Source organism: Bradyrhizobium sp. WYCCWR15520 (assembly GCF_056174665.1).
Genome location: NZ_JBWBWM010000001.1, coordinates 357,792 through 381,927 on the forward strand (window position 1 = coordinate 357,792; position 24,136 = coordinate 381,927).

General features: G+C 62.7%; 23 protein-coding genes and 1 pseudogene. 9 read left to right on the top strand and 15 right to left on the bottom strand.

Translation table 11 applies throughout. From position 1 onward, the window contains the following. Positions 1-70: 70 nt before the first annotated feature. The 10 genes from AC0QUY_RS01760 to gatC form a co-directional block, all read right to left on the bottom strand. Complete coding sequence (locus AC0QUY_RS01760) at positions 71-862, bottom strand: hypothetical protein (RefSeq protein ID WP_475385492.1); 792 nt, start codon at positions 860-862, stop codon at positions 71-73. 52 nt (positions 863-914) lie between these two features. Next, positions 915-2,510 (bottom strand): arylsulfatase, encoded by a 1,596-nt coding sequence (locus tag AC0QUY_RS01765; RefSeq protein ID WP_161856721.1) that lies wholly within the window; start codon positions 2,508-2,510, stop codon positions 915-917. A gap of 136 nt (positions 2,511-2,646) precedes the next feature. Beyond that, positions 2,647-4,245, bottom strand: coding sequence for an arylsulfatase (locus AC0QUY_RS01770; protein ID WP_246738759.1), 1,599 nt, complete (start codon positions 4,243-4,245; stop codon positions 2,647-2,649). A gap of 281 nt (positions 4,246-4,526) precedes the next feature. After that, positions 4,527-5,453 carry a formylglycine-generating enzyme family protein gene (locus AC0QUY_RS01775; RefSeq protein ID WP_475385493.1) on the bottom strand — a complete coding sequence of 309 codons (927 nt, stop codon included), beginning with the start codon at positions 5,451-5,453 and terminating at the stop codon, positions 4,527-4,529. A gap of 738 nt (positions 5,454-6,191) precedes the next feature. Continuing rightward, positions 6,192-6,458 (bottom strand): hypothetical protein, encoded by a 267-nt coding sequence (locus AC0QUY_RS01780; RefSeq protein ID WP_161855045.1) that lies wholly within the window; start codon positions 6,456-6,458, stop codon positions 6,192-6,194. Between the two features lie 1,598 nt (positions 6,459-8,056). Continuing rightward, on the bottom strand, positions 8,057-9,541 hold the full coding sequence (gatB, locus tag AC0QUY_RS01785; protein ID WP_475385494.1) for an Asp-tRNA(Asn)/Glu-tRNA(Gln) amidotransferase subunit GatB: 1,485 nt from the start codon (positions 9,539-9,541) through the stop codon (positions 8,057-8,059). Further along, positions 9,538-9,831 carry a hypothetical protein gene (locus AC0QUY_RS01790; protein ID WP_475385495.1) on the bottom strand — a complete coding sequence of 98 codons (294 nt, stop codon included), beginning with the start codon at positions 9,829-9,831 and terminating at the stop codon, positions 9,538-9,540. Before AC0QUY_RS01790 ends, gatB begins: the two co-directional genes overlap by 4 nt. Positions 9,832-9,833: 2 nt before the next feature. Next, positions 9,834-11,309: an Asp-tRNA(Asn)/Glu-tRNA(Gln) amidotransferase subunit GatA gene (gene gatA, locus AC0QUY_RS01795; protein WP_475385496.1), complete on the bottom strand. Its 1,476-nt coding sequence runs from the start codon at positions 11,307-11,309 to the stop codon at positions 9,834-9,836. After that, on the bottom strand, positions 11,306-11,518 hold the full coding sequence (locus AC0QUY_RS01800) for a hypothetical protein (protein ID WP_057836657.1): 213 nt from the start codon (positions 11,516-11,518) through the stop codon (positions 11,306-11,308). The genes gatA and AC0QUY_RS01800 overlap by 4 nt, the downstream gene beginning before the upstream one ends. A 24-nt stretch (positions 11,519-11,542) precedes the next feature. Further along, positions 11,543-11,830, bottom strand: a complete 288-nt coding sequence (gene gatC, locus AC0QUY_RS01805) for an Asp-tRNA(Asn)/Glu-tRNA(Gln) amidotransferase subunit GatC (protein ID WP_161855049.1) — start codon at positions 11,828-11,830, stop codon at positions 11,543-11,545. Positions 11,831-12,229: 399 nt separating this feature from the next. Here gatC and AC0QUY_RS01810 point away from each other — a divergent pair, with 399 nt between their 5' ends. The 3 genes from AC0QUY_RS01810 (at position 12,230) to AC0QUY_RS01820 (ending at position 14,339) form a co-directional block, all read left to right on the top strand. After that, on the top strand, positions 12,230-12,397 hold the full coding sequence (locus tag AC0QUY_RS01810; protein WP_475385497.1) for a hypothetical protein: 168 nt from the start codon (positions 12,230-12,232) through the stop codon (positions 12,395-12,397). A 241-nt stretch (positions 12,398-12,638) separates the two neighbouring features. After that, positions 12,639-13,430 carry an alpha/beta fold hydrolase gene (locus tag AC0QUY_RS01815; protein WP_475385498.1) on the top strand — a complete coding sequence of 264 codons (792 nt, stop codon included), beginning with the start codon at positions 12,639-12,641 and terminating at the stop codon, positions 13,428-13,430. A 30-nt stretch (positions 13,431-13,460) separates the two neighbouring features. Next, positions 13,461-14,339: an MBL fold metallo-hydrolase gene (locus AC0QUY_RS01820; protein ID WP_475385499.1), complete on the top strand. Its 879-nt coding sequence runs from the start codon at positions 13,461-13,463 to the stop codon at positions 14,337-14,339. Between the two features lie 21 nt (positions 14,340-14,360). Here the strand turns inward: AC0QUY_RS01820 and AC0QUY_RS01825 are convergent. Next, positions 14,361-15,436, bottom strand: a pseudogene (locus tag AC0QUY_RS01825) (NAD(P)H-dependent flavin oxidoreductase). A 114-nt stretch (positions 15,437-15,550) separates the two neighbouring features. After that, positions 15,551-16,582 (bottom strand): NAD(P)H-dependent flavin oxidoreductase, encoded by a 1,032-nt coding sequence (locus AC0QUY_RS01830; RefSeq protein ID WP_475385500.1) that lies wholly within the window; start codon positions 16,580-16,582, stop codon positions 15,551-15,553. Positions 16,583-16,685: 103 nt separating this feature from the next. Between AC0QUY_RS01830 and AC0QUY_RS01835 the strand changes: the two genes are divergently transcribed. Next, entirely contained in the window at positions 16,686-17,567 is an 882-nt protein-coding gene (locus AC0QUY_RS01835) for a LysR substrate-binding domain-containing protein (protein ID WP_475385501.1), read from the top strand. Here the strand turns inward: AC0QUY_RS01835 and AC0QUY_RS01840 are convergent. Then, a complete protein-coding gene (locus tag AC0QUY_RS01840; protein WP_475385519.1) occupies positions 17,536-17,769 on the bottom strand; it encodes a hypothetical protein in 234 nt (77 codons plus the stop codon). The two genes, AC0QUY_RS01835 and AC0QUY_RS01840, sit on opposite strands and share 32 nt — an antisense overlap. Positions 17,770-17,979: 210 nt before the next feature. Between AC0QUY_RS01840 and AC0QUY_RS01845 the strand changes: the two genes are divergently transcribed. The 5 genes from AC0QUY_RS01845 (at position 17,980) to AC0QUY_RS01865 (ending at position 21,487) form a co-directional block, all read left to right on the top strand. Continuing rightward, the gene (locus AC0QUY_RS01845) at positions 17,980-18,915 is read left to right on the top strand and encodes a cyclase family protein (protein ID WP_475385502.1); all 936 of its coding nucleotides are present in this window, start codon (positions 17,980-17,982) and stop codon (positions 18,913-18,915) included. Between the two features lie 97 nt (positions 18,916-19,012). Then, positions 19,013-19,189, top strand: a complete 177-nt coding sequence (locus tag AC0QUY_RS01850) for a hypothetical protein (protein WP_475385503.1) — start codon at positions 19,013-19,015, stop codon at positions 19,187-19,189. A 72-nt stretch (positions 19,190-19,261) separates the two neighbouring features. Further along, a complete protein-coding gene (gene ruvX / locus AC0QUY_RS01855) occupies positions 19,262-19,744 on the top strand; it encodes a Holliday junction resolvase RuvX (protein ID WP_161855058.1) in 483 nt (160 codons plus the stop codon). Continuing rightward, complete coding sequence (locus AC0QUY_RS01860; protein ID WP_475385504.1) at positions 19,744-20,667, top strand: AEC family transporter; 924 nt, start codon at positions 19,744-19,746, stop codon at positions 20,665-20,667. The genes ruvX and AC0QUY_RS01860 overlap by 1 nt, the downstream gene beginning before the upstream one ends. A gap of 139 nt (positions 20,668-20,806) precedes the next feature. Further along, positions 20,807-21,487 carry a P-loop NTPase family protein gene (locus tag AC0QUY_RS01865; RefSeq protein WP_475385505.1) on the top strand — a complete coding sequence of 227 codons (681 nt, stop codon included), beginning with the start codon at positions 20,807-20,809 and terminating at the stop codon, positions 21,485-21,487. Positions 21,488-21,516: 29 nt separating this feature from the next. On the opposite strand, the gene AC0QUY_RS01870 is transcribed toward AC0QUY_RS01865, so the two are convergent. After that, positions 21,517-22,302: a lysostaphin resistance A-like protein gene (locus AC0QUY_RS01870; RefSeq protein WP_475385506.1), complete on the bottom strand. Its 786-nt coding sequence runs from the start codon at positions 22,300-22,302 to the stop codon at positions 21,517-21,519. 116 nt (positions 22,303-22,418) lie between these two features. Continuing rightward, positions 22,419-24,062 (bottom strand): acyl-CoA dehydrogenase family protein, encoded by a 1,644-nt coding sequence (locus tag AC0QUY_RS01875; protein ID WP_475385507.1) that lies wholly within the window; start codon positions 24,060-24,062, stop codon positions 22,419-22,421. Positions 24,063-24,136 lie beyond the last annotated feature (74 nt).

The following is a 24,136-nucleotide window of genomic DNA, read 5'->3' on the forward strand; positions in this document are numbered from 1 at the left end:
CCTCGTGGTTTGCGGGCGCCGAAGCGCGGGCGCCCGAGATTCTTTCCCGCGTCGAACGACGCACCTTCCCTCAGTAGCAGGGCGGGTACGGATAATAACCGCAGTAGGGATAGGTGCTGGCTGCCGCCGCACCCAGCGCAGCCCCACCCACCGCGGCCGCACCGACCGCTGCAGCACCGTAGCCCCCGCGATACCAGGCACCGCGAGCGACGTAGGGACGACGCCAGACGCCGACTGCGCCGACGCGGTCAACACCGACGCGACCGATACCGACCGTCCCCACGCGGTCGAAGCCGCCGCGGAAGCCGCCGGCGTGGAAGCCGCCCATGCCGCCGCCGTGGAAGCCACCGAAGCCGAAGCGGTCGATGAAGAGCGCCGCCGGCCCGTCGCCGCCGGAAAGATCGCCTTCAAGCACATCGACATCGAAGGTCAGCCGGTCGCCCTCGAGCTTCGCCGTCTTCAGCACCACGACGGCATCGCGGATTTTCGACCCGTCCGTGCCGAGCATCGAGACCGTGGCGTTCGGCGGATCCCTGGTAAAGCTCTCAGCGCTATCATTGCTCGGCGACCATTCCGCCAGCAGGTCGGTCGTGAGCGAATGCCCTGCCGCCCGCACCGGGCGGTCCGCGAAAACGATCGAGTTGGGCGCCACGCCGGTGAGTGTCAGCTTCCCGCCCTGCAGGCTGGCGCCGCGGGCGTTCATTACGATCAAGGACGGCACAATCTCCGGCCTGGCTTGGCCGATCGTCTTCTGCAGCGGCTCGTGCTGCGGCGTCGAAGGTGTGGTCTGGGCCAGCGCCGGTGCCGCCCCGCAGAGCAGGAAGGCGATGGTCATACAGGCAGTTCGACTCTTGATGGTCATGGTGGACTCCTTGAATTTTCGCTATTCGCTTCCAATCGGAATGATGCTGAATTCAATTGCTGGAGGGTGGATTCCTTAGCTTTTCCATCGCCTGTTCGACGGAGAATGAACCAGGTCTTTGCCTCGGCGGAAACTGCTGGAAACTCATGAGATGCTGTCCCACGACCGCCTGAGCGGGGAGCAGCACAAAGGCGTGCTCGATGAACCACCTGACGTAGTCGCCGGATTCATGCTGAGCCCGCTCGAACGGGTCGGATCGGAGGTTAAACAGCGACGGCAGCCGAAGTTGAATCATCGGCTGCGCCCACACGTCGAGCCCGTGCGCCTTCTGTTCCAGGAAGACGGCCTTCCATTGGTCGTAGCGAAGCCCGGCCAGGTTGCCGTCGTCGGTCCAGTAGAAAAATTCGCGGCGCTTATTGGCGCCCTTGCGGGCGAGAAGGTCGCGCTGGTCGTACCCGTCGAGGTGGACCTTGAAGTTCTTTCCAGCGGCATCGTAGCCCACCAACAGCTTTGTCTTGATGTCGGGCTCGCCCGCCGCCGCGACCAGCGTCGTGGCCCAGTCCTCCGCCGAAAACACGTCGTTGATTTCGGTCCGTGCCGGCACCAGTCCGGGCCAGCGAACCATTGCGGGGACGCGATAGCCGCCTTCCCAGTTGGTGTTCTTCTCGCCCTTGAATGGCGTGGTTCCGCCATCGGGCCACGAGAATGTCTCGGCCCCGTTGTCGGTCGTGTAGATGACGATCGTGTTGTTGGCGATGCCGAGGTCGTCGAGCTTCTTTAGAATCTGCCCGACCTGCCCGTCATGCTCCACCATGCCGTCAGGATAGATGCCGAGGCCTGTTTTCCCCTGAGATTCCGCTTTGAGACGAGTCCAGATATGCATCCGGCTTGGGTTGAACCACACGAAGAAAGGCTTCTTGTCTCGATTCGCGCGTTCGATGAAATCAGTCGAAGCACCGAGGAATTCCTCGTCGATCGTCTCCATTCGCTTCTTCGTTAGCGGCCCGGTATCCTCGCACTTTTGCTTGCCCCAGGGACCGAAGCGCGGATCGTCGCCCGGTGTGTCGGTAGCCGTCGCCGTACATTTCATGACGCCGCGCGGACCAAACTGTGCTCTGAACGCGGGATTTTTGGGATAGTCCGGATGCTCCGGTTCGTCTTCGGCATTCAAATGATAGAGGTTGCCGAAGAACTCGTCGAAGCCGTGCACTGTGGGCAGGAACTCGTTGCGATCGCCAAGATGGTTCTTGCCGAACTGCCCTGTCGCGTAGCCTTGCGGCTTCAACAGTTCAGCTATGGTAGGATCTTTGGCGGAAAGGCCTTCCTTTGCCGCGGGCAGACCTACTTTGAGCAGCCCGGTGCGCAAGGGACTTTGCCCGGTGATAAAAGCCGAGCGTCCGGCGGTGCAAGACTGTTGCCCATAGTAATCAGTGAATATTGCGCCTTCGTTCGCAATGCGGTCGATGTTGGGCGTGCGGTAGCCCATCATCCCGCGATTATAGGCGCTGATGTTCCAGTACCCAATGTCATCGGCCATGATGACGAGGATATTGGGCTTTTGTTGTTGAGCGGAAAGCGGCGTGACCAATGCAGCCGCCGTGGCGACAGAGGTAACCAGACCTAGGCATGCGCGTTTGAAAATGCTCATGATTCTTGGCCCTCGTTTTTTATCGCGTGGCAGAATCCATATGTGACGCACCGCAGCTTCCGTCGGCTGTGCACGCCGGGGCCGAAATCATCGACGGGCGCAACGGCAACGCGCCCGTCGAGTTTGCTTCAGCCTGTTAGTTAGACCGGTTAGCGTTCTTCTTGAGAGCCGCCAGAACCTGATCGAGGTTGTAGCTCGCAGGATCCTGCATCGGTGGGAACTCCTTGAAGGATTCAAGTTCCTTCAGCCAGAGCAGCTGACCAATCGGCAGGATATTCCAGTCGTAGAGATACGCCGTGCTGGCACCAGCAAGCGCGCCGCTCAGACCCGCGAGGCTCTTTTGATCGGTACCCACAGTATATTCGAACGGATCGCGCTTGATGTTGGCGATCTGGGTCCAGTGGTAGGTGGTCGCCCCTACCAGCCCGTCCATCGGGCCGGCGCCGACCATGGTGTAGTAGAGCTTCCAGTTCTTGTACCGCACCGCCGAGGGTTGCGCGCCGGTGTAGTAGAAGAAGGTGTCACGCGCCGATTTCTCCGACTTGCCGGTGAGATAATCAGCCTGGCTGAAACCATCGAGCTTGGTCTTGACGATGCCCGGATAGCTGCCGGTCATGATGCGCTCGTTCAAGGCATTGCCCTTCGGTCCGCCGGCGAGTTCGACCAGCGTGGGCAGCCAATCCAGCGCTGCAAACATCTGGTTCTTGACCGTGCCCGGCTTGATGCCGCCGGCCGGCCAGCGCACTACCAGCGGAGCGCGCATGCCGCCTTCCCAAGTGGTCAGCTTGCCGCCCTTGAACGGCGTGACGCCGCCATCCGGGAAGGTAATCACCTCGGCGCCGTTGTCGGTGGTGAACGCCACAATGGTGTTGTCGAGCTGGCCCATGTCGGCGAGTTTCTTGAGGACGACGCCGATGTTGTCGTCCATCTGCTTCATGCCGACTTCGTTGATGCCCCAATCCTTGCCACCGCGTTCGCCAAGCATGGCTTCATATTGCGGCGAGAACACAGTCGTGATGTGCATGCGCGCCGGGTTGTACCAGGCGAAGAAGGGCTTGTTGGTTTTCTTGGGATCGTTGCGATCGAGGAAATCAACGACCTTGGCCGAGATTTCCTCGTCCACCGTCTTCGAGCGCTCCAGCGTTAGCGGGCCCTCGTCCGTACAGGTCTGGTTCCTGGCCGTTCCATCGGAAGACTTGCATGCGAGCACTGGACGTGGCGGCGTCAGGCAAGTCGTCACCTTCGGGTCCACCGCGCCGGGGACTTCGGCAAGACCTGGAATAGGCGTGTTCTTGCACGGCGGAACGATCGTTTGCTGGGTTGGCGTTTTGTTGATGTCGGGGAAGCTCACCCCCTGCATTGCATCGAGATGATAGAGGTAACCCCAGAATTCCTGGAAGCCGTGCGCTGTCGGCAGTGCATCCGTGTGATCGCCAAGATGATTCTTGCCGAATTCGCCAGTGTTGTAGCCGAGATCGATCAGGAATTTGGCAAGCGCGGGAGTCCCCGGCCGCAGATAGGAGGGGCTGCCGGGAAGTTGCGGAGGTATCATTCCCGTACGCAGTGGATGCATGCCGGTGAAGAAAGCGTTGCGGCCGGCCGTGCAACTCTGCTCGGCGTAGTAATCCATGAAGATCGCGCCTTCGTTGCCGATGCGATCGATGTTCGGCGTCTCGCCGACCATCAGGCCGCGATGGTAGATGCTTGGCTGCATCCAGCCGATGTCATCGCCCATGATGATAAGGATATTGGGTCTCTGAGCCGGCTGCTGAGCGGGCTGCTGCGTCGTCTGCTGAGCCGGCTGCGGAGCCTGCTGCTGGACCGGCTGTGGAGCCGGCGGCCGAGCCGGTTGCTGTGCTGTTGCCGGCGTGCTGGCTGGCCCGGACAGCGACATCAACATCGTCGCGCTGAGCAGCGAGGCGCAGGATAGCAAACCAGGTGTCTTGCGGGGCGGCGTTGCAATAAATGGTGGCTTGGCAGCGAATACGGTACTCAACATGGCTTCGCTCTCCTTCTTTATGATGCGTCAGTGGCTCCTCGCCTGATGCATCGAAAGCCAAGATGGCTCGTGGAAGTATCGACCGGCTCAGCATGGCGCGCTGCCGGCCGGTAGCGTCGGCAGTAGTTCGGCGCGCACAAATGCGAGCCGCCTTTGATGACCTTCCGTGGAATCTTCACGTTCGTCGTTCTGGGGTCGTAACTGTCGGCCTCGCGGCCGCCGCGCGGGTTCTCCGGGATGCAGCAAGCCTTCGGAGCATCTGCCTGATGCTTTGGCGAATACCAGTCGGCCGTCCATTCCCAGACGTTGCCGATCATGTCGTTGAGGCCATACCCATTCGGCGGGAATGCGGTGACCGGTGAAGTGCGCTCGAAGCCGTCGGCATTTACGTTCTGCCGCGGAAACTCACCCTGCCAGGTGTTTGCCATGTGATGGCCGGCCGGCGTGAATTCATCGCCCCACGCAAATTCGGTGTCCTCGAGCCCGCCGCGCGCTGCAAACTCCCATTCCGCTTCGGTTGGCAAATCCTTGCCAGCCCATTTCGCGTAGGCGAGCGCATCGTTGAAGGCCACATGCACGACCGGGTGATCGTCCAGCCCACGGATGTTGCTTCCGGGTCCGTAGGGATGCCGCCATTGCGCGCCCCTGGCGAAGGTCCACCACTGGCTGAAGTCGCGGAGACTGACCGGATGGTTGGGCGGGGAGAACATCAGGGAGCCCGCGTAGACCATATGCGGGAGTATTCCCGGATAATCCTTGGGGTCAGGTGTGATTTCAGCGACGGTGATGTGTTTGGTCGCTCTTACGAACTCCCTGAATTGACCGTTCGTCACGGGATAGCGGTCCATCCAGAAGCCGTCCACGGTGACGCGGTGCGCCGGAGCTTCTTCGGGATAATGCTTGTCCGATCCCATGCGGAAAGTGCCGCCGGGTATCCAGATCATTTTGTCGATATCTGAAGGACTATCACAAATGGCGATATTGCGCGTTGGCTCTGGCTTCGCTTTCACTGCGTTACCTCCCAGCCGATGCATCCCCAAGTTACGCAAAATCTTCGGTAGATATCGGACCAAGGTGCAATTTTGGTATCGATGCGGCCGCTCGGCAGGAACGATCTTGATCTAAATCAATGCCAACGAAGGACATGATAATGCGTCGACTCCCATGTCCACCTTTACACGGCGATGTTCGGTGAGGTCGCCCGGCAGCACTTGGCGCGCAGCGTTATCGCTAGTGGATTTGATCGGATTGAATCAAACAAGACCTAACAGGGTTGATTCCATGGATGAATTTCAACCAGCTAGACTGTGTTGGATGCTATTCGGCCAGGCGGAGAAGTTCTCGGGCTCCGCGGGTCCGATCCAGCAGCGAGGCCGCGCGACGAGCCGCGCCAGTGGCGTCATCGTCCAAGTGCCGCGATTTCGCGCGCGCCTGATTTTCGCGGCTCATGCGATCCAGCCGTTTGGCGAATGAGGCTTGGGATCGTAGATGATGTCATGCCACCATATGGCTTCAATCAAGGTAGCCCTGTCGCGTTCCGACAAAACGGACGCCTGCGAAACTGGCAGACGCTCCGGTCCCGGAGTGTTTCCCCCGATGGCCATAGAGAGCCGCCCGGGCGGTTTTTCGCCCTGGCCGCCTCATGCAATCCGAGGTCGGCTCACCTGTCGAAACGACGGAAATTAGTGCGCAGTCATCCAGGCGCGGGCTTCGCGCTGGGCGGTGGCGATTTCCGCATCCGACATCATCGCGGCGACCTCGCGGCGCATCGAGATTGCATCCGCGCGTCCCTTCAGCGCGGCGAGATTGAACCATTTGTGGGCCGCGACGAGATTGACCACGCCGGAACGGCCGCTCGCCCAGTAAAGGCCGCGCTCGAACAGCACGTCCGGGATCGCGGTGGCTTCCACCGGAATTGCACTATCGAGATCAATGTTCCCCTGAAACATCCTCAGCTCCCCTTTTTATTGTTGCCGCCCTCCCCCGAGCGCGGCCCCTGTCCACTGTTAGCCTGCCTGTTATCCCAGCGCGCGATCAGCAAAAGTGGGAACCGGTTCTGCGTCCGATCGCGCGCCCTTTTTTAGAAAGCGCATGATCTAATCGCCAAACCGCCCACACTTTGGCGGATCATGCGCGTACCGTTTTCCGGTCTGTTGTTGGGATGATCATGGCCGATCAAATTTGAAGGGCAGTTTAAGGTTCGCGATGAACGGGATGTAAACGCGCGCAGCGCGCCGCCGAACGCGAAATCGCAGAAGTGCCTGCGGCACAGGGAGAAGTTGCCAATCGTGAAGGTCGGTTTACCCTGCGGTTTCGCAAAACGATAACCATTGCGGCAATGTCGGCGTCATCATCGCTCGGCACCGGCTGGCGCGATAGCTCAGGATCATCGGAGCATATTCGGCGAGCCGAACGGCAAGCGACAACGCGCCTGGAGCGATAGGCGGAACCGAGACGTTCGACGCCTGCGAATGATGGACAATGAAGTGGGGGAGGTTTCAAGGCCGCGCGCCTGATGCGGCGGCTGTCGGAGCGCTCCAGCGAAAGCGGGCGTTCCGGGGGACGAGTACGCCCCTTAGGGGACGAGTACGCCCCGAGGAACGAGGGCGTCGGCGAACACGTCAGGACCAGATTTCATACCGGGCTTTGGCCCCGGTGAAACTGCGGGTAGTTAAGGATACCCGCACCGAACGAAGAAACCCTGTTTCTTCTGCCGGACCGGTTTTGAAAGAGCGAGCCTCGTTTGAAGAGCACTCTTTCCGAAATACGATCCAGCCGTTGACCTGATGTCTCGCCGACACCCTCTTTCGTCGACCGGAGCCTTCAGCGTTTAGTCCTGGGGCTCTAGTGACGTGCCGGCATCAAGCCGCCGGCAATTTTCAAAGAAGCGAATTTACTTCTTCTTGGCGACCTTGCGGGTCTTCTTCGCAGTCTTCTTCACTGCGCTCTTCGCTTTCTTCGCCTTCTTAGCTTTCTTGGCCATGTTGCCCTCCTAATGTAAGTGAGATGGCTTAGTCGCTGCGTGCACTCGGGAATCGAGATGCACTACATCCCGAATACACCAACGCATCCAAAAAAACAGCGTCCCGCTTAAGGAAGTGTTGACACGGCGACGAGAGAGCGCGCGAAGCACTTCGTTCGACAACACAATGATGGATGCGCGCGTCGATGCAAAAAGTGGCGCAACGATCGACATCGGTGTTTGCCAATATTGAAGAAAGCGCTTGTGCCGCAGTGCTTTCTTTGATTCACCGAAGTGACGATCAATGCATGCGCGCGTTCACCGCGACTCAGTGATGCCGCCCAAAAGCCGGGTGCGCGGACTCTGAGTCGCAAGTTTTGGCAATAAAAAAATTTTCATGGTCACAGCGCTGGCGTCTCATCGCCGCTCGCCAAAACCGAACTTTTTTGCGAATCGCGCAGACCGATTCGCAACTGCGCTGTCGGTCGCGATGATGAATTTCAGATCGCGATGGACGACCGATGCACGTTCGCGCGCATCGATCGTTGCGCCATCAGCGCGGGAATCGTCCCGTTACGGGACGCTTCAGATGCCGAGCTTCGCTTTCAAGAGATCGTTGACCGCTTGCGGATTGGCCTTGCCGCCCGATTGCTTCATCACCTGGCCGACGAACCAGCCGGCGAGCTGCGGCTTGGCTTTCGCCTGCGCGACCTTGTCCGGATTGGCCGCGATGATGTCGTCGACGACCTTCTCGATCGCGCCCAAGTCCGTGACCTGCTTCATGCCGCGGCTTTCGACCAGCTCGCGCGGGTCGCCACCTTCGGTCCAGACGATCTCGAACAGGTCCTTTGCGATCTTGCCGGAGATCGTGCCCTCGCCGATCAGATCGACGATCGCCGCGAGCTGCGCCGCCGACACCGGCGAGTCCGTGATGTCATGGCCTTCCTTGTTGAGACGGCCGAACAGCTCGTTGATCACCCAGTTGGCCGCGAGTTTGCCGTCGCGCGCCTTGTCGGCAAGGCCTGCCAGCACAGTTTCGTAGAACACCGCGCTCTCGCGCTCGGCCACCAGCACGCCGGCGTCGTAGGGCGACAGGCCGAGGCTCTCGATGAAGCGGGCCTTCTTCTGGTCCGGCAGTTCCGGCAAATGCGCTTTCAGCTCGTCGACATAGCCTTGCGTGAATTCGAGCGGCAGCAGGTCCGGATCCGGAAAATAGCGATAGTCATGCGCCTCTTCCTTGGAGCGCATCGAGCGCGTCTCGCCCTTGTTGGGGTCGAACAGCCGCGTTTCCTGATCGATCGTGCCGCCATCCTCGATGATCTCGATCTGACGCCGTGCCTCGTACTCGATCGCCTGGCCGATGAAGTTGATCGAGTTCATGTTCTTGATTTCGCAGCGGGTGCCGAGCGGCCCTCCCGGCTTGCGCACGGAAACGTTGACGTCGGCGCGCAGTGAACCCTTCTCCATGTCGCCGTCGCAAGTGCCGAGATAGCGCAGGATCGAACGCAGCTTGGTCACGTAGGCCTTGGCCTGCTCGGCATCGCGGATGTCCGGTTTTGACACGATTTCCATCAGCGCCACACCGCACCGGTTGAGGTCGACATAGGACATGGTCGGTGACTGGTCGTGCAGCAATTTGCCGGCGTCCTGTTCCAGATGCAGCCGCTCGATCCCGATGGTGGCGGTCTTGCCACCGTCCAGTTCGACCACGACCTCGCCCTCGCCGACGATCGGCGACTTGTACTGGCTGATCTGGTAGCCCTGCGGCGAGTCCGCATAGAAATAGTTCTTGCGGTCGAACACCGAGCGCAAATTGATCTGCGCATTGAGGCCCAGCCCGGTCCTGACAGCCTGCCTGACGCATTCCTCGTTGATGACAGGCAGCATGCCCGGCATCGCGGCATCGACCAGCGACACATGGCTGTTCGGCTCGCCGCCGAATTCCGTCGAGGCGCCGGAGAACAGTTTTGACTTCGAGGTGACCTGGGCGTGCACCTCCATCCCGATCACGACTTCCCAGTTGCCGGTCTGGCCCTTGATCAGTTTTCCCGGTTTGACTGACACGTTCATGCTTTTCCACTCCCGAGCAGCGCGGTCACGATCCGCTCCCATTCGGCTTCCAGAGAATCCTTTGCCACCGGCTGGCCGGCCTGACGGTACCAGTAGCCGGCATTGCCGAGATCGCCTTCGACGCGGTGCAGATAGGCATGCACCCAGGCGGCCTCGGCACTGTCTTCATCCTGCACGACCTTGTGCGCCCGGTCCCAGTCGCCTTTGGCGGCCCACCATAGCCCAGCCAGCGGCGGCTCCAGACCAGATGCCGGCGCATTGTCCGCGAGACTGGCGCGGAAATCCGCCATCGCTACCACCAACGCGGCGGCGTGAAGCGGCCGGCCGCCTGCTCAACGACTTCACCGAGCGAGAACAGTGTCTCTTCGTCGAACGGACGGCCGATCAGCTGCAGGCCGAGCGGCAGTCCCTGCGCGTCCTTGCCGGCGGGTACGGCGATGCCCGGCAGGCCCGCCATGTTCACGGTGACGGTGAAGATGTCGTTGAGATACATCTCGACCGGATCGGCGCCGCCCTTTTCGCCGACGCCGAACGCCGCCGACGGCGTCGCCGGCGTCAGGATCGCGTTGATGCCCTTGGCGAAGCAATCCTCAAAATCCTTCTTGATCAGCGTGCGCACTTTTTGCGCGCGCAGATAATAGGCATCGTAATAGCCGGCTGAGAGCACATAGGTGCCGATCATGACGCGGCGACGCACTTCGTCGCCAAATCCTTCGGCGCGGGTGCTTTCGTACAGCTCGCCAATGCTGCGGCCCGGCACGCGCAGGCCGTAACGGACGCCGTCGTAGCGCGCGAGGTTGGACGAGGCTTCCGCGGGCGCCACGATGTAATAGGCCGGCAGCGCATATTTGGTGTGCGGCAGCGACACCTCGACCAGTTCGGCGCCGGCTGCCTTCAGCCACGCCGCACCTTCGGTCCAGAGCTTTTCGATTTCCGCCGGCATGCCGTCGAGGCGGTACTCCTTCGGGATGCCGATCTTCATGCCCTTCACCGACTTGCCGATCGCGGCCTCGTAATCGGGCACGCCGATGTCGGCCGAGGTCGTGTCCTTGGGGTCATGGCCGGCCATCGAGCGCATCAGGATCGCGGCGTCGCGCGTGGTGCGTGCGATCGGCCCCGCCTGATCCAGCGAAGACGCGAACGCCACGATGCCCCAGCGCGAGCAGCGGCCATAGGTCGGCTTGACGCCGACGGTTGCGGTGAACGCAGCGGGCTGGCGGATCGAGCCGCCGGTGTCGGTCGCGGTCGCGCCCATGCACAGCAGCGCCGCCACAGCGGACGCCGATCCGCCGGAGGAGCCGCCCGGCACCAGCGTGGTGTTGGAACCCTCGCGCCGCCACGGATTGACGACGGGGCCGAAGCACGAGGTCTCGTTCGACGAGCCCATCGCGAATTCGTCATTGTTGAGCTTGCCGAGCATGACAGCACCGTCGCGCCAGAGCTGCGAGGTCACGGTCGATTCGTACGGCGGCACGAAATTGCCGAGGATCTTCGAGCACGCGGTGGTGCGCACGTCCTTGGTCGCGAACAGGTCCTTGATACCAAGCGGAATGCCGGCCAGCGGCCCGCCCTCGCCCTTGGCGATCTTGGCATCGACCGCGCGTGCCATGGCACGCGCCTTATCAGGCGTTTCCAGCACGAAGGCATTGAGCGAACGGGCCGCTTCGATGGCGGCGAGATGTGCATCCGTCAGTTCAAGCGAGGTGAAAGACTTGCTCGCGAGGCCCTCGCGGGCCTCGGCGATCGTCAGGGATGTCAGGTCGGTCATTTATTGATCGGGCTGCAGAAGAACGGAGAAAGCGTCTTGTCGTTGGCGGGATCGTTGGACTTGGGCCGGGTCCTTTCATTGGCCTCGAGCTGATCGAGGACAGCGTCCATCGCCTTGTCGGGATCGGCGGCCTTGCCCTGCCGCTCCATCGCGTCGAGATAGTTCATGTAGGCCTGGTAGGCCTTTTCATCGTCGCAGAGCAGACACATCGGACTTCCGATCTCTAGGTAGAGTTATTCAATGACCTTCGGCACCAGGAAGAAATGATTTTGCGTCTCCGGCGCATTCCTGACGATATCGTCGGGAATTTCGCCGTCGTTGACCACGTCGGGCCGCTTCTTCATTTCCATCGGTGTCACCGAGGTCATCGGTTCGACGCCGTCGACGTTCACTTCCGAAAGCTGCTCCACGAAGGCCAGCATAGCGTTCAGTTCGCCCTGCAGATGGGGAACCTCGGCCTCGGTAACCGCAATTCGCGCCAGATGCGCGATGCGGCGAACGGTGGCGGCGTCAACAGACATAATATAGGCCTCAAACGGGGAATTGGCATCCGCCGTATAGCAGAGGCCGCTTTTGCGCCGCAACCGCGGGAACAGGCGGCCGGGGCCTTCGGTGCCGAATACCACCCCTTTTTGGATCAAAGTCGCCCCGCCCCGACGCACAAGATTTTGAGCGCCAAGCGCCCATTTCATACGCAAAAGCACCCTGACGAAACCATTTTACGTCCCTACGTAGTCATCCTGAAACAGTCGGGGAATGTAGTCACGGCCAGAAGATCGGGAGGCCGTGTCATGTCGACCATCGAAAATGACGGCGCCGGATCGGAAAGCTGGGATCCTGCCCTCTGGTCCATCGGGACCGTGCTCGGCATCGCGATCGTCTACCTCGCCTGCTTAACCTGACCGACGGGAGGGAGAGGCATGTCCCAACAGGCTAAAATCCTGCAGGAAAAGGCTGAAATGTTTGAGCGCCGCGCGGAAGGTGCGACCGATCCCATCTCGAAGCAGCACTACAAGGAGATGGCGGCGCATTACAGGTCGCTGGCCGCCGAGCATCTCGACGTCGGGCGCGACGAACCGGCGCACTAGACCGGAAGGGCCAGGCATTCGGCGGCGCGAGGCCGCCGCCTCGGCCGTATCGTGAGCCCGCGCGTTAGCGCGGTCATGCGCGACCCTGCTCACCGGCGTCAAAAGCCGACATCGCGCCCTGCTCCGTTCACGATTTGAGATTCATATCGTCTCCGGTATCGTAGACTTCCGATACCAAGGCTGACCGGCCAGTCGCTCGCCGGATGACAAACAAAAAGAACAAGAACACCGGGGGCGCAGCATGGATTTCATCGAAGTCAATGGCGCCGCACTGCGTTGCGAGCTGAGCGGCGGCAGCGACCGCACGCTGGTGCTGGTCCACGAGATGGGCGGCTCGCTTGAAAGCTGGGACGACGTCGCACCAAAGTTTGCGAAGTCGCACCGGGTCCTGCGCTACGACACCCGCGGCGCCGGACTGTCGCAGAAGGTGCGCGGCGAACTCACCCTCGACACGATGGCCGCCGACATCGCAGCCCTGCTCGACCAATTCGGGATCACCGGCAAGGTCGCGCTGGCCGGCATCGCCGTCGGCGGTGCGATCGCCCTGCATTTCGCGGCCCGCTATCCGGAACGCACCGATGCGGTTGCGGTCGGCAGCCCGACCACCGGCATTGCGGCGGAACGTCGAGCGTCGGCACTGGAGCGCCTCGCGCGGATCGAAGCCGCCGGCATGACGGTCGCGGTCGAGGATTCGATGTTGAATGGCTATGCCCCGGAGCTTCGCGGCGACTTCGCCCGCTTCGAGCGCTTCCGAACCCGATGGCTCGGCAACGACCCCTCGAGCTATGCGACGATCTGGCGAATGCTGGCGGCGGCCGACATGCAGGACGAACTCGCCCGGTTGAATTGTCCGGTGCTGGTGATCGGCGGCAGCCTGGATCGCGTGCGCCCGCCGGCGCTGGCGCAAAGCGTGGCCAAGACCATTCCCGGCGCCCGCTACACCGAGGTCCGAACAGGCCACTACATGGCGGTGCAAACCCCGTATCTATTGTTCGATTGCATCGATGAGTTCCTGAAATCGGTCGGTGCCTGACCGTCCCCTCAAGCCCCGAGGTCTTCCCACATGAATGCGCAACCGGCCCAGCAGATTCCCGGCATCTATCACCGCAAGATCGGCGATATCGTCGTCACCGCCGTCAGCGACGGTTATCTCGACGGCACGCTCGATGTCATGCGCAACGTCGACATTGAAAAGGCGCGTCAGATCCTTCACGACGCGTTTCGCCCGGCGCGGCGGACCAGCGTCAACACCTTCCTGATCCGCTCCAAGGGGCGCATCGCGATCATCGACACCGGATCGGGCAATTACCTGCAGCCCACGGCCGGCTTCGTTCAGCGCAACCTCGCCGCTGCCGGCATCGATCCGAAATCGATCGACACGGTCTTGCTGACCCACATGCATCCGGATCATTCCGCCGGCCTGACCGACATGTCGAACGGACAGCTTCTGTTTCCGAATGCGGAACTCGTGATGCACGAGAACGAGCTGGCGCACTGGTTCGACGACGGCGCAATGGCAAAGGCTGACGAGCGATCGGCAAAACTGTTTTTTCAGGCCGGCCGCGAGCAGGTCTTGCCCTACAAGAGCAGGACGCGGTTGTTTGGGGATGGCGAAGTGTTTCCAGGCGTCACCGCGATCCCGAGCCACGGGCATACCCCGGGTCACACCGCCTATCTGGTCGCTTCAGGCCAGGATCAGTTGATGATCTGGGGCGACACCGTGCACGTGCCGGAAGTGCAAACCGCCTTTCCCGAGGCCGGCATGGGGTTCGACACCGATCTTGCGGCAGCGGCCGCCTCGCGAAAACGGATGTTCGACCGCGTCTCCGCCGATGGCGTTCTGATCGCAGGAATGCATCTGCATTTCCCGGCGTTCTCGCGGCTGGCGCGGCGCGGCAACGCCTACGCGCTTTATCCCGAAGCCTGGGTCCACACGCTTTGATGGCCTGAGGTCTGCACCGCGCTATCCGCCCAACGCAGCAAACCGCGCCAACGCAGCGCCAGCCAGCGAACGGGTCAATTCCGCCGCCGGCATCTCGCGGCCCATCCGCACCGCCTGGCCGGCCCAGAGATTGGTGAAGTCGACCCTGCCGAGCTTTTCGGCCGCGGTCTTCAGCGGACCGAGCGCGGTGGCGGCATGCGGGAACGCCGGCGCATCGGGCGATATCGGGCCGACCTCGCGCATGACGCGGTTGGCGACGCCGCGCGCAGGCCGCCCGGTCATGACATTGGTGATGACGGTGGAATCGTCATGGGCCTGCGCCAGCGCGGTGCGCACAGGTCCGATCACCTTGGATTCGGGGCAGCGCAGATAGGCGCTGCCGATCTGCACGCCCGATGCGCCAAGCGCAAACGCCGCCGCAATGCCACGCCCGTCAGCGATGCCGCCGGCCGCGATCACAGGCACCTTCACCGCATCGACCACCTGCGGCACCAGCGCGAACGTGCCGGGTTGCTGGGCAATGTTGTCGGTCAGGAACATGCCGCGATGGCCGCCCGCCTCCGCACCTTGCGCGATGATGACGTCGGCGCCGTGCTCCTCCAGCCAGATCGCTTCCTTCACAATGGTCGCCGACGACATCACGAGTGCGCCCGTCGCCTTGACCCGCTTGACCAGCCCGGCGTCCGGCAGGCCGAAATGGAAGCTGACCACTTCCGGCTTCAGTTCCTCCACGACGGCGCACATCGCCTCATCGAACGGCGCACGGTTGGCGGCGTTGACGGGCGCGGCCGGATCGATGCCCAATTCCTTGTAGTAGGAGCCGAGCCTGGCCTTCCATCCGGCTTCGCGCGCGGGATCGGCATCGACCGGCGTGTGGCAGAAGAAGTTCATGTTGAGCGGCGCCGTGACGCGCTGGCGGATGATGTTGACCTGCTCGCGCGCCTTCTCCGCCGTGATCATCGCGCACGGCAGCGACCCCAGCGCGCCGCCCTGCGCCGCCGCGATCACCAGCTCGGCATCCATGGTGCCGGCCATCGGCGCCAGCACGATCGGAAATTCGGTCTTGAAGAGGTCGATGATCCGCGATCTGGCCACATGGTTGCTTTCCTTGCTCGTTGCTCAACCCCTCTCCCCTTGTGGGAGAGGGTGGATCGAATGAGCGGAGCTCATTCGAGACGGGTGAGGGGTTTGTATCCGCGGAGACAGACCCCTCATCCGGCGCGGATTGCATCCGCGCCACCTTCTCCCACAAGGGGAGAAGGGAAGGAAACACTGGCAACGGAATTGCGGCGACCGCTGAGTATCTGCTCGGCCTCGCCGACGATCCTGTCAACGATCTCGGCGGCCGGTGGGATATCGTGAATCAACCCGACCGCCTCGCCCGCGATGACGGCGGCGATGTCGAAATTGCCCGCGGCCCTTGCCGCCGCATATTCGGCCGCGACTGTCTTGATGTTCTGCATCAGTTCGACCTCGCGTCCCATCCAGCGCCGCGCATGATCGTTGATCAGGCAGCGCCCGGTATACGGCGCCGGCCAGACATTGTTACGCGAGAGATCGAAGATGATGCCGCGTACGCTGTTGCCGTTCGATGCCGCGCAGATTCGTTGCTTGGCCTGTTCCGGCCCATCACATTCCACGCTCGCGTAGAAGCGCGTGCCGAGCAGCACGCCGGAGGCGCCGAGCATCAGCATCGCCGCCAGCCCCCGGCCATCGCCGATGCCGCCTGCGGCAGCGACCGGTACACGTCCGGCCGCGAGATCGACGATCGCGGGCACGATATCGAGGGTGGTGCGCGAGGCGCCGTGGCCTCCGGCCTCCGTGCCCTGTGCGATCAGAATGTCGGCGCCGGCATCGAGGGCTTGCCGCGCCATCGCTTCGTCCTGCACCTGGCAGATCAAGAGCGCGCCTGACGCCTTGATGCGCGGCGCGAAGGGCTTTGGGTCGCCGAACGACAGCATGATCGCGCGCGGACCGGCTTCGAGTGCGATGTCCAGCAGCTCCGGCTGTTTGGCGAGGCTCCAGGTGATGAAGCCGATGCCGAAGGGATCAGAAGCGCCGTCGAGCTTGGCCGTCTGCTGCTCCAGCCACGCCCTGTCACCATAGCCGCCGCCGAGAATGCCGAAACCGCCGGCGGCGCTGACCGCCGAGGTCAGGCGTGCTCCCGCAATGACGTCCATCGGCGCCGACAGGATCGGATGCTGGATGCCCAGACGAGCGGTCAACGGTGTCGATATCGGCATGTCCCCTCCCTGCAATCTGGACAGGGATATTAAGGCGAACTATCATTCTCTAAAAATGAATACTAGAGAATGCTACGATCTCTAAAATGAAACGGACATCGCCATGGAATTGAGCGACCTCCTGACCTTTTCAACCGTCGCCCGGCTCGGCGGCATTACGCGCGCCGCCGACGAACTGAACACCGTGCAGTCCAACGTCACGCAGCGAGTGAAAGCGCTGGAGGCCGAGATCGGCACCGCGCTGTTCGAGCGGCACAGCCGCGGCATGACGCTGACCGGCGCCGGCCGCCGCCTGCTGCCCTATGCCGAGCGGATGGCGGCGCTGTCGCGCGAGGCGCTGCTGGCCGCGCGCGATGACGGCGAGCCGAAAGGGCCGCTCTCGATTGGTTCGATGGAAACGACGGCCGCCGTCCGCCTGCCCTCCCTGCTCGCCGAATTCCACCGCCGCTTTCCGGCGGTGCGTCTGAGCCTGCGGACGTCAACGACGGCCGAATTGGTGGCCGGCGTGCTCAACGGCACGTTCGACGGCGCGTTCGTCGCCGGCCCCGTCGAGCATGCCGAACTCGAGACGACGGTTGCCTTCCGCGAAGAGCTGGTGCTGGTCACCGCGCGGCGCTGGCAGAGCCTCGGCGCCTTGCGCGCGGGCACGCCAGGCTCGGGTCCGACCGCTTTGGTGTTTCGGACCGGCTGCACCTACCGCCAGCGGCTCGAACAGGTGTTTTCGGAATTCGGCTGGCCCTCTTCCGCGCGATTCGAACTCGGCACGCTCGACGGCATGATCGGTTGCGTTGCCGCCGACATGGGCGTGACGCTGCTGCCGCGCGCCGTGGTCGGGCGGAATGACACCGTCAACGTCCACACGCTGGCCCCGGCGCAGGCACGCGTCGAGACACTCTTCATCACCCGTCGCGCGGCCCATCAGTACAGCGCCCTGCAGGGCTTTGCGTCCTGCCTCAACAGCAAGGGCGAAGTGATCGCTGCCTGACATGCCAGCGCCGCAGCGCGACGCCGGTCCAGATCGCCTCGACCAGTCCAAACGGCCAGGCGCCCTGCAGAAATCCGTAGACCGAGCCCAGTGCGCAAGCGCCAGCGAACACCAGGATGAACCAGTGGCTGCGATCTTCCAGCGCGTAGGCCACCAACATCGCGGTTACCGCGAACAGGCCGAACAGGCTCAGCGCATCCATCGTCATCTTCGCATCCCGCATTCGTTCCGCCAAGCGAAACGCCCACGCCATATTTTTGCAACAAAGCAATTTGCGCAGCGCGCCTTCCTCGTTGCGACGTCGATCGCAACACGCGCGTTGCCTACAAAAAATTCTGGCCGCCCCGCCCTGCTACGTTAGTATGAGGCGCTAACTATCAAAAACCATAACGTCAATCTGGGAGGGACTGCGATGCGCATTGCGTTCGTATTGAGCTGTTCTGTTGCCTTGTTGGGTGCGGTCGGAACAGCAAGCGCTCAAGACTGGACGAAATCGAAATGGGGGCCGGACGACGAGATCGGCGCCGCCAACTACATGAAGCCCGAACTCGTCGTGAAAGCCGCCGGTCTGGTCAAGACCGGCAAGACCTACGCGCTCGGTATTCCCGTCGACTCCAAGACCCCCGCCTACCCGCCGCGGGCCTTCAAGGTCACGATCGTGCAGCCCGGCCAAGCCGGCATCCCGGGCCTAGGGCCGACCAAGACGACCTATAATGATGACATTATCGAGGGGTGGGTCGGCGTCGGCAGCCAGCTCGACGGCCTCGGCCATATCGGCGTCGAGCACGTCTATTACAACGGCAACAAGCTGCTCGATTTCGCCGATCCTACCGGGCTGAAGAAGCTCGGCGTCGAGAAGGTCCCACCGATGGTGACGCGAGGCGTGCTGCTCGACATGGCTGCCCATTACGGCACCGACGTGGTCAAGGAAGGCACCGCCTTCAACACCAAGGAGATTGAGGAAGTCTCGAAGAAGCAGGGCGTCGAAATCCGCCAGGGCGACGTCGTGATCTTCCATACCGGGTGGCTCAGCCTGATCGGCAAGGACGACAAGCGCTATAGCGCCGGCGAACCCGGCCTCGGCGTCGAAGGCGCCAAGTATCTCGCCGGCAAGGGCGTCGTCGCGGTGGGCGCCGATACCTGGGGCGTCGAAGCGGTGCCGTTCGAGACCAAGAACGTGTTCGAGGTGCACCAGGTCCTGTTGCCGATGAACGGCACCTACATTCTCGAAAATCTCGACACGGCAGAACTCGCCAAGGACAAGGCCTATGAGTTCCTGTTCGTGCTCGGCCAGCCGCGCTTCAAGGGCGCCGTACAGAGCATGATCAACCCGGTCGCGATCCGGTAGGACCATTGCGAGGGAACGGTGCGGCACCTTCGGAGTTGCCGCACCGTCACCTGCCCTGTAGCGGGTCCATTAGCCTCCTCGATCGCCGGACAAAGCGATGGTGAAGGAAACGAAGTTCTTTCGAAAGCAAGCTGACAAGGCTGAACGCATGGCGCGGTCCGCCTCAGACGTCGAGATCGCCCAAAACTTCCAGAATATGGCGCGGGCCTACCGCGCGCAGGCTGAGGTTATGAAGGCCAAGAGGAAGGCCGAAAAGAAACGCCGCGATGCGTAGTGTGACGTTCTCGCATGGACGCCACGCCCTGATCGGCTTTGCGCACATGGCGAGCCGGTGTTATGCGGGGTCATGCCCGCCCCTATCCTCCCTCTGATCGACGCTGTCACGCACTGGCCCGAGCGCGGCGCGCTGATCGGCCTCGATCTCGGCACCAAGACCATCGGCGTTGCCGTGTCCGATCCCGACCGCCGGCTCGCGACCGGGGTCGAAACCATCCAGCGCAAGGCTTTCAAGGCGGACGCGGCGCGGCTGCTCGCGATATCGGGCGAGCGCAACGCCGTTGGTTTCGTGCTCGGCCTGCCCATCAACATGGACGGCAGCGAAGGACCCCGCGCGCAATCGACCCGCGCCTTCGCGCGCAATCTTGCAAAGCTGACGGATCTCGCCATCGCGCTGTGGGACGAGCGGCTCTCGACCGCGGCGGTCGAGCGCGAACTGATCGGCATGGACGTCAGCCGCGCCCGCCGCGCCGAGGTGATCGACGAGCACGCCGCGATCTTCATCCTGCAGGGTGCGCTCGACCGGCTCAAGACCCTTCGCGGGGATCGTTGATGGCGGTGGTGATCTCGGCGCTGCTGCCGGTGTTTCTCCTGATCGTGCTCGGTTTCATCCTCAGGCGCAGCCTGATGCGGCTGGACACGCAATGGCATGGGCTGGAGCGGCTGACCTATTACGTCCTGTTCCCGACGCTGCTGATCCAGACGCTGGTGAAGGCCGATTTATCCAGTGTTCCGGTGGCGGGCGTCGGCGGCGCGCTGATGCTCTCGGCGCTGGCGATGTCGCTGTTGTGCCTGGCGCTGCGGCCCCTCTTCTCCCGCCGGAACATCGATGGCCCGGCGTTCACCTCGATCTTCCAGGGTGCCACGCGCTGGCAGACTTATGTCGCGCTCGCCGTCTCCAGCAATCTCTTTGGCCACACCGGGCTGGCGCTGGCCTCCGTCGCGATGGTCGCGATCATTCCGCTTGTGAATATATTCAGCGTATCGGTGCTGGCTCACTACGCTGCGCCGGAAAAGCAGTCGCTCCGTGCGATTGTCATGACGGTGCTCACGAATCCTCTGATCTGGGCCTGTGCGATCGGGCTCGCGGTGAATGTCACGCATCTGCCACTGCCACAGGTCTGGCATGATGTCGCAGAGGCGCTCGGCCGCTCCTCCCTCGGCATCGGCCTGCTCGTCACCGGCGCGGGCCTGCAGCTTGCGGGTATGTTCCGCCCGTGCCTGGCCGCTTCGATCGCGGTGTTCCTCAAGCTGATCCTGATGCCAGTTCTTGGCGTCGCGCTGGCGCTGTGGTTCGGCATATCGGGCTCAAGCCTGGTGATCGTGGCTGTCTGCTCGGCCGTGCCCACCTCGTCTTCCGCCTACGTGCTGGCGCGGCAGATGGGCGGCGACGCGCCGCTATTGGCGCAGATCATCACGTTGCAGACGATTTTGGCCGCGGTGACGATGCCGATCGTGATCGCGCTAGTGGCATAGAACAACCGCAGCGGATATTGTCGCGGCGCAAACTTGCCTCGTGCCAGCCCACTAGGTAGAAATAAACAACGCGCTTTGTCGATCACCACCCGATGCGCCCCACAGGCCCGAGCATGGTCATTCCACCTTGATCCCGCCATTGAGCAACGTCTGGCCAAGGCTTGTGATCGTCGAGGGGATCATGGGCTCCGGCAAGTCGACCGTCACAGTGAACATCGCTCGCCGGCTGGAGGCATCGGGCATCCCCGCCACCGGGATAACCGAAGGGGTCGATCCGCATCCGATCCGCTTCGATTGGGACCTGCCCTGGAGCGCGATGCCGCCGGCAGAGCTTGCCAAATCGTGCATCGCCAAGTGGCGCGCCTTCGTTGACAGTTCGCTGGCCGCCGACCGCATCCAGGCTGTCGACGGGCAACTGTTCCACGGCAATCTGACGTCGCTGCTGCTGCTCGAAGCCAACATGGAGTTGATCGCCGCCTATTGCCGGGAAGTTGTCGCGGTCATCAAGCCGTTGCGCCCGCTGCTGATCTATTTCCACCAGGACGACGTCGACAGCGCCATTCGCGCCGTCTCGGCGCAGCGAGGCGATAAATGGGTGAACTATCAGACCAACTGGAAACTGGAATCGCCGTACGCCAAGAGGCGCGGGCTGGCCGGTCTTGACGGCCTGATCGCCCTCTATCGTCAATACCGGACGCTCACCGACCAATTGTTTGCGGATCTCGATATTCCGAAGATCAGCATCGAGAACTCGCGGCAGCAATGGGCACTCTATGACGACATCATCGATCGCGCGTTGATGAACCCGAATACAACGTAGGCCCACACCCGTACATCGTCCGGTTTGACCTACCCACTCCCCGCCAGCCAGAAAGTCTGGATGGTCGCCGCCAGATTGTTGATGCCGTGCAGGACGATCGTCAGCCAGGTCGAGCTGGTGCGGTAGCGGAGATAGCCGAGCAGCAGGCCGATGGTAAACACCTCGCCGAAGAAGAACCAGTCGTACTGCAGATGCAGCGCGGTCCAGGCCAGCGACGACAGGAAGATCGCGCCGGTGACGCCGAGCCTTGATTCCGACCAGCCGCGATAGAGAAACCCGCGCGCGAAGATCTCTTCCCACATCGGTGCGGCGACGGAAAACGCGATCACCAAAAGCCACAGCGCGCCATCGGCTTGCGCTGATTTCAGGACATCGCCCATGAAGCCCGGCGTCACCTCGCGCCCGAGTGCGCGCGACAGCAGGTCCCAGCCGCCGACGAGAATGACCAGCGCGGCGAGGCCGGTGAAGAAATTGCGCCATGAAGTCCAGCGCAGTGCCAGATAGTCGGTAAAGGATATGCGCGTCGGGCGGATCGCGATCCACGTCGCCAACAGCACGGCGGGCAACCCGAGGATGACCGAGAGCGAGATGGTCAGGCCGCTGCCCACGACCCGGATCGCCTCGGCGATGTCGAACGATCCGCCCTGGCGCAGCACGAAGTAGATGATGACTGTGAGCTGGCCGAGGAACATCCCGGCGAAGATGAACAGGCCCCAGAGCGTGGTGCCCCAGAATTTCCAGACGCGTGGCGGCTGCGGCTGATCCGGGACCGCGGCCGGAGCCGTGACGGGACTTGCGGTGGTGAGGGAGTCCATCAAATAACTTTCATGGCGAGAGGATTATCTTCGTCATGCCCGGGCATAGGCGAGCGGCAGCGACGCCGTCCTTCGAACGGCTATGCCCGGCCATGACGGTGGGACGCATTCATTTTTCACGGCAGTGCGCGCTCCAAAAGGCCGCGTATATCGCCACGTGCCAGATCGACCGCGCCGTACATGCCGGCATGATTCCCGACAAGACGTGTGACGGCGAACAATGCCGCGTGCACCGGCGACACGGCATTGAGGGCGGCAGCAGCCGCCAGCAGCGCCAGCCTTTCGACCGCCAGCCGCGCCACGCGCTCGCTGTCCGGCCGGCGGAACGCCTTGCCGATGAAGGTGATCGCCTCGCCCGCGCCCGGCAATCCCAGCGTTTCGCCGGTCAGTTCATGCACGATTGTGGAAGCCGTTTCCGGCTCGCGCGACAGCGCGCGCAGCACGTCGAGGCACATCACATTGCCGGAGCCTTCCCAGATCGCATTGACCGGCGACTCCCGGTAATGCCGCGCCAGAATACCCTCCTCCACGTAACCATTGCCGCCGAGGCACTCCATCGCCTCATAGAGAAAGCCAGGCGCGCTCTTGCAGACCCAGTATTTGATCGCCGGTGTCAGCAGCCGCATATAGGCCGCTTCCTTGGCATCAACAGGCGCACGGTCGAACGATCGGCACAGCCGCATCACCAGCGCGACGGTAGCCTCGACATGCAGCGCCATATCCGACAGCACCGCCTGCATCAGCGGCTGATCGGCGAGATGCTTCTGGAACACGCTGCGATGCCGCGCGTGATGGAGCGCATGTGCGAGCCCCGATCGCATCAGGCCGGCGGACGCAATCGCGCAATCCTGCCGGGTCAGCTGCACCATCTGGATGATCGTGCGGATGCCCTTGCCTTCCGCGCCGACGCGTTCGGCATAGGCGCCATGAAACTCGACTTCCGACGAAGCATTCGAGCGGTTGCCGAGCTTGTCCTTCAGCCGCTGGAAGCGGATCGCGTTGATCGAGCCGTCGGGCGCAAAGCGGGGCATCAGGAAGCAGCTCAGGCCCTCTTCGGCCTGCGCCAGCACCAGGAAGGCGTCGCACATCGGCGCCGACATGAACCATTTGTGCCCGGTGATGCGGTAGGCGTCCCCGTCGCGCTCGGCCCGCGTCATGTTGGAGCGCACATCGGTACCGCCCTGCTTCTCGGTCATGCCCATGCCGAGCGTCATGCCGCGCTTGGTCCACCACGGCGCAAACGCCGGATCGTAGGATCGCGTGCCCAGCACCGGCATCAACCTGGCCAGTAGTTTGGGCTGCTCCGCCAGCGCGGCGACCGAGGCCCGCGTCATGGTGATCGGGCAGAGATGCCCGGTCTCGACCTGCGCGGCCATGTAGAATTTCGCCGCGCGTATCACCTCCGACGCGCCGCCGGCCGGCTTGCCGTCGGCGGCCCATGTCGAGTTGTGTACGCCGGCGTGCGCGCTGTGTGCCATCAGTTCGTGATAGGCGGGATGAAACTCGACCTCGTCGCGGCGATTGCCGCGTGAATCGAAGGTGCGCAGTTTCGGCGTGTTCTCATTGGCGACGCGGCCGCGTTCCGCCATCGCCGCCGAGCCCCAATGCTTGCCGAAGTCGGATAACTCGCCCTGTGCAGACGCGCCTCCATTGGAGGCGACCGCCTCCACCAATGGTCGATCGGCCATATACAGATCGATATCCCAAAACGGCGGCGACTGGTTGAAGACCTCGTGGGTCGAAATTGCTGCCTGGCTCATGGCTGGTCCTGGAACCGTGAATCACTTCCGCGGTGCGATCGGGAAATCATAGGCCCGTCCGCCGGCGCGGGGCA

Excerpts from the sequence above, each read along its gene's own strand:
- AC0QUY_RS01760 (WP_475385492.1), bottom strand. The coding sequence starts at position 862 with ATGACCATCAAGAGTCGAACTGCCTGTATGACCATCGCCTTCCTGCTC.
- AC0QUY_RS01765 (WP_161856721.1), bottom strand. The coding sequence starts at position 2,510 with ATGAGCATTTTCAAACGCGCATGCCTAGGTCTGGTTACCTCTGTCGCC.
- AC0QUY_RS01770 (WP_246738759.1), bottom strand. The coding sequence starts at position 4,245 with ATGGGCGATGACATCGGCTGGATGCAGCCAAGCATCTACCATCGCGGC.
- AC0QUY_RS01775 (WP_475385493.1), bottom strand. The coding sequence starts at position 5,453 with ATGATCTGGATACCCGGCGGCACTTTCCGCATGGGATCGGACAAGCAT.
- AC0QUY_RS01780 (WP_161855045.1), bottom strand. The coding sequence starts at position 6,458 with ATGTTTCAGGGGAACATTGATCTCGATAGTGCAATTCCGGTGGAAGCC.
- gatB (WP_475385494.1), bottom strand. The coding sequence starts at position 9,541 with ATGAACGTGTCAGTCAAACCGGGAAAACTGATCAAGGGCCAGACCGGC.
- AC0QUY_RS01790 (WP_475385495.1), bottom strand. The coding sequence starts at position 9,831 with ATGGCGGATTTCCGCGCCAGTCTCGCGGACAATGCGCCGGCATCTGGT.
- gatA (WP_475385496.1), bottom strand. The coding sequence starts at position 11,309 with ATGACCGACCTGACATCCCTGACGATCGCCGAGGCCCGCGAGGGCCTC.
- AC0QUY_RS01800 (WP_057836657.1), bottom strand. The coding sequence starts at position 11,518 with ATGTGTCTGCTCTGCGACGATGAAAAGGCCTACCAGGCCTACATGAAC.
- gatC (WP_161855049.1), bottom strand. The coding sequence starts at position 11,830 with ATGTCTGTTGACGCCGCCACCGTTCGCCGCATCGCGCATCTGGCGCGA.
- AC0QUY_RS01810 (WP_475385497.1), top strand. The coding sequence starts at position 12,230 with ATGTCCCAACAGGCTAAAATCCTGCAGGAAAAGGCTGAAATGTTTGAG.
- AC0QUY_RS01815 (WP_475385498.1), top strand. The coding sequence starts at position 12,639 with ATGGATTTCATCGAAGTCAATGGCGCCGCACTGCGTTGCGAGCTGAGC.
- AC0QUY_RS01820 (WP_475385499.1), top strand. The coding sequence starts at position 13,461 with ATGAATGCGCAACCGGCCCAGCAGATTCCCGGCATCTATCACCGCAAG.
- AC0QUY_RS01830 (WP_475385500.1), bottom strand. The coding sequence starts at position 16,582 with ATGCCGATATCGACACCGTTGACCGCTCGTCTGGGCATCCAGCATCCG.
- AC0QUY_RS01835 (WP_475385501.1), top strand. The coding sequence starts at position 16,686 with ATGGAATTGAGCGACCTCCTGACCTTTTCAACCGTCGCCCGGCTCGGC.
- AC0QUY_RS01840 (WP_475385519.1), bottom strand. The coding sequence starts at position 17,769 with ATGGATGCGCTGAGCCTGTTCGGCCTGTTCGCGGTAACCGCGATGTTG.
- AC0QUY_RS01845 (WP_475385502.1), top strand. The coding sequence starts at position 17,980 with ATGCGCATTGCGTTCGTATTGAGCTGTTCTGTTGCCTTGTTGGGTGCG.
- AC0QUY_RS01850 (WP_475385503.1), top strand. The coding sequence starts at position 19,013 with ATGGTGAAGGAAACGAAGTTCTTTCGAAAGCAAGCTGACAAGGCTGAA.
- ruvX (WP_161855058.1), top strand. The coding sequence starts at position 19,262 with ATGCCCGCCCCTATCCTCCCTCTGATCGACGCTGTCACGCACTGGCCC.
- AC0QUY_RS01860 (WP_475385504.1), top strand. The coding sequence starts at position 19,744 with ATGGCGGTGGTGATCTCGGCGCTGCTGCCGGTGTTTCTCCTGATCGTG.
- AC0QUY_RS01870 (WP_475385506.1), bottom strand. The coding sequence starts at position 22,302 with ATGGACTCCCTCACCACCGCAAGTCCCGTCACGGCTCCGGCCGCGGTC.
- AC0QUY_RS01875 (WP_475385507.1), bottom strand. The coding sequence starts at position 24,062 with ATGAGCCAGGCAGCAATTTCGACCCACGAGGTCTTCAACCAGTCGCCG.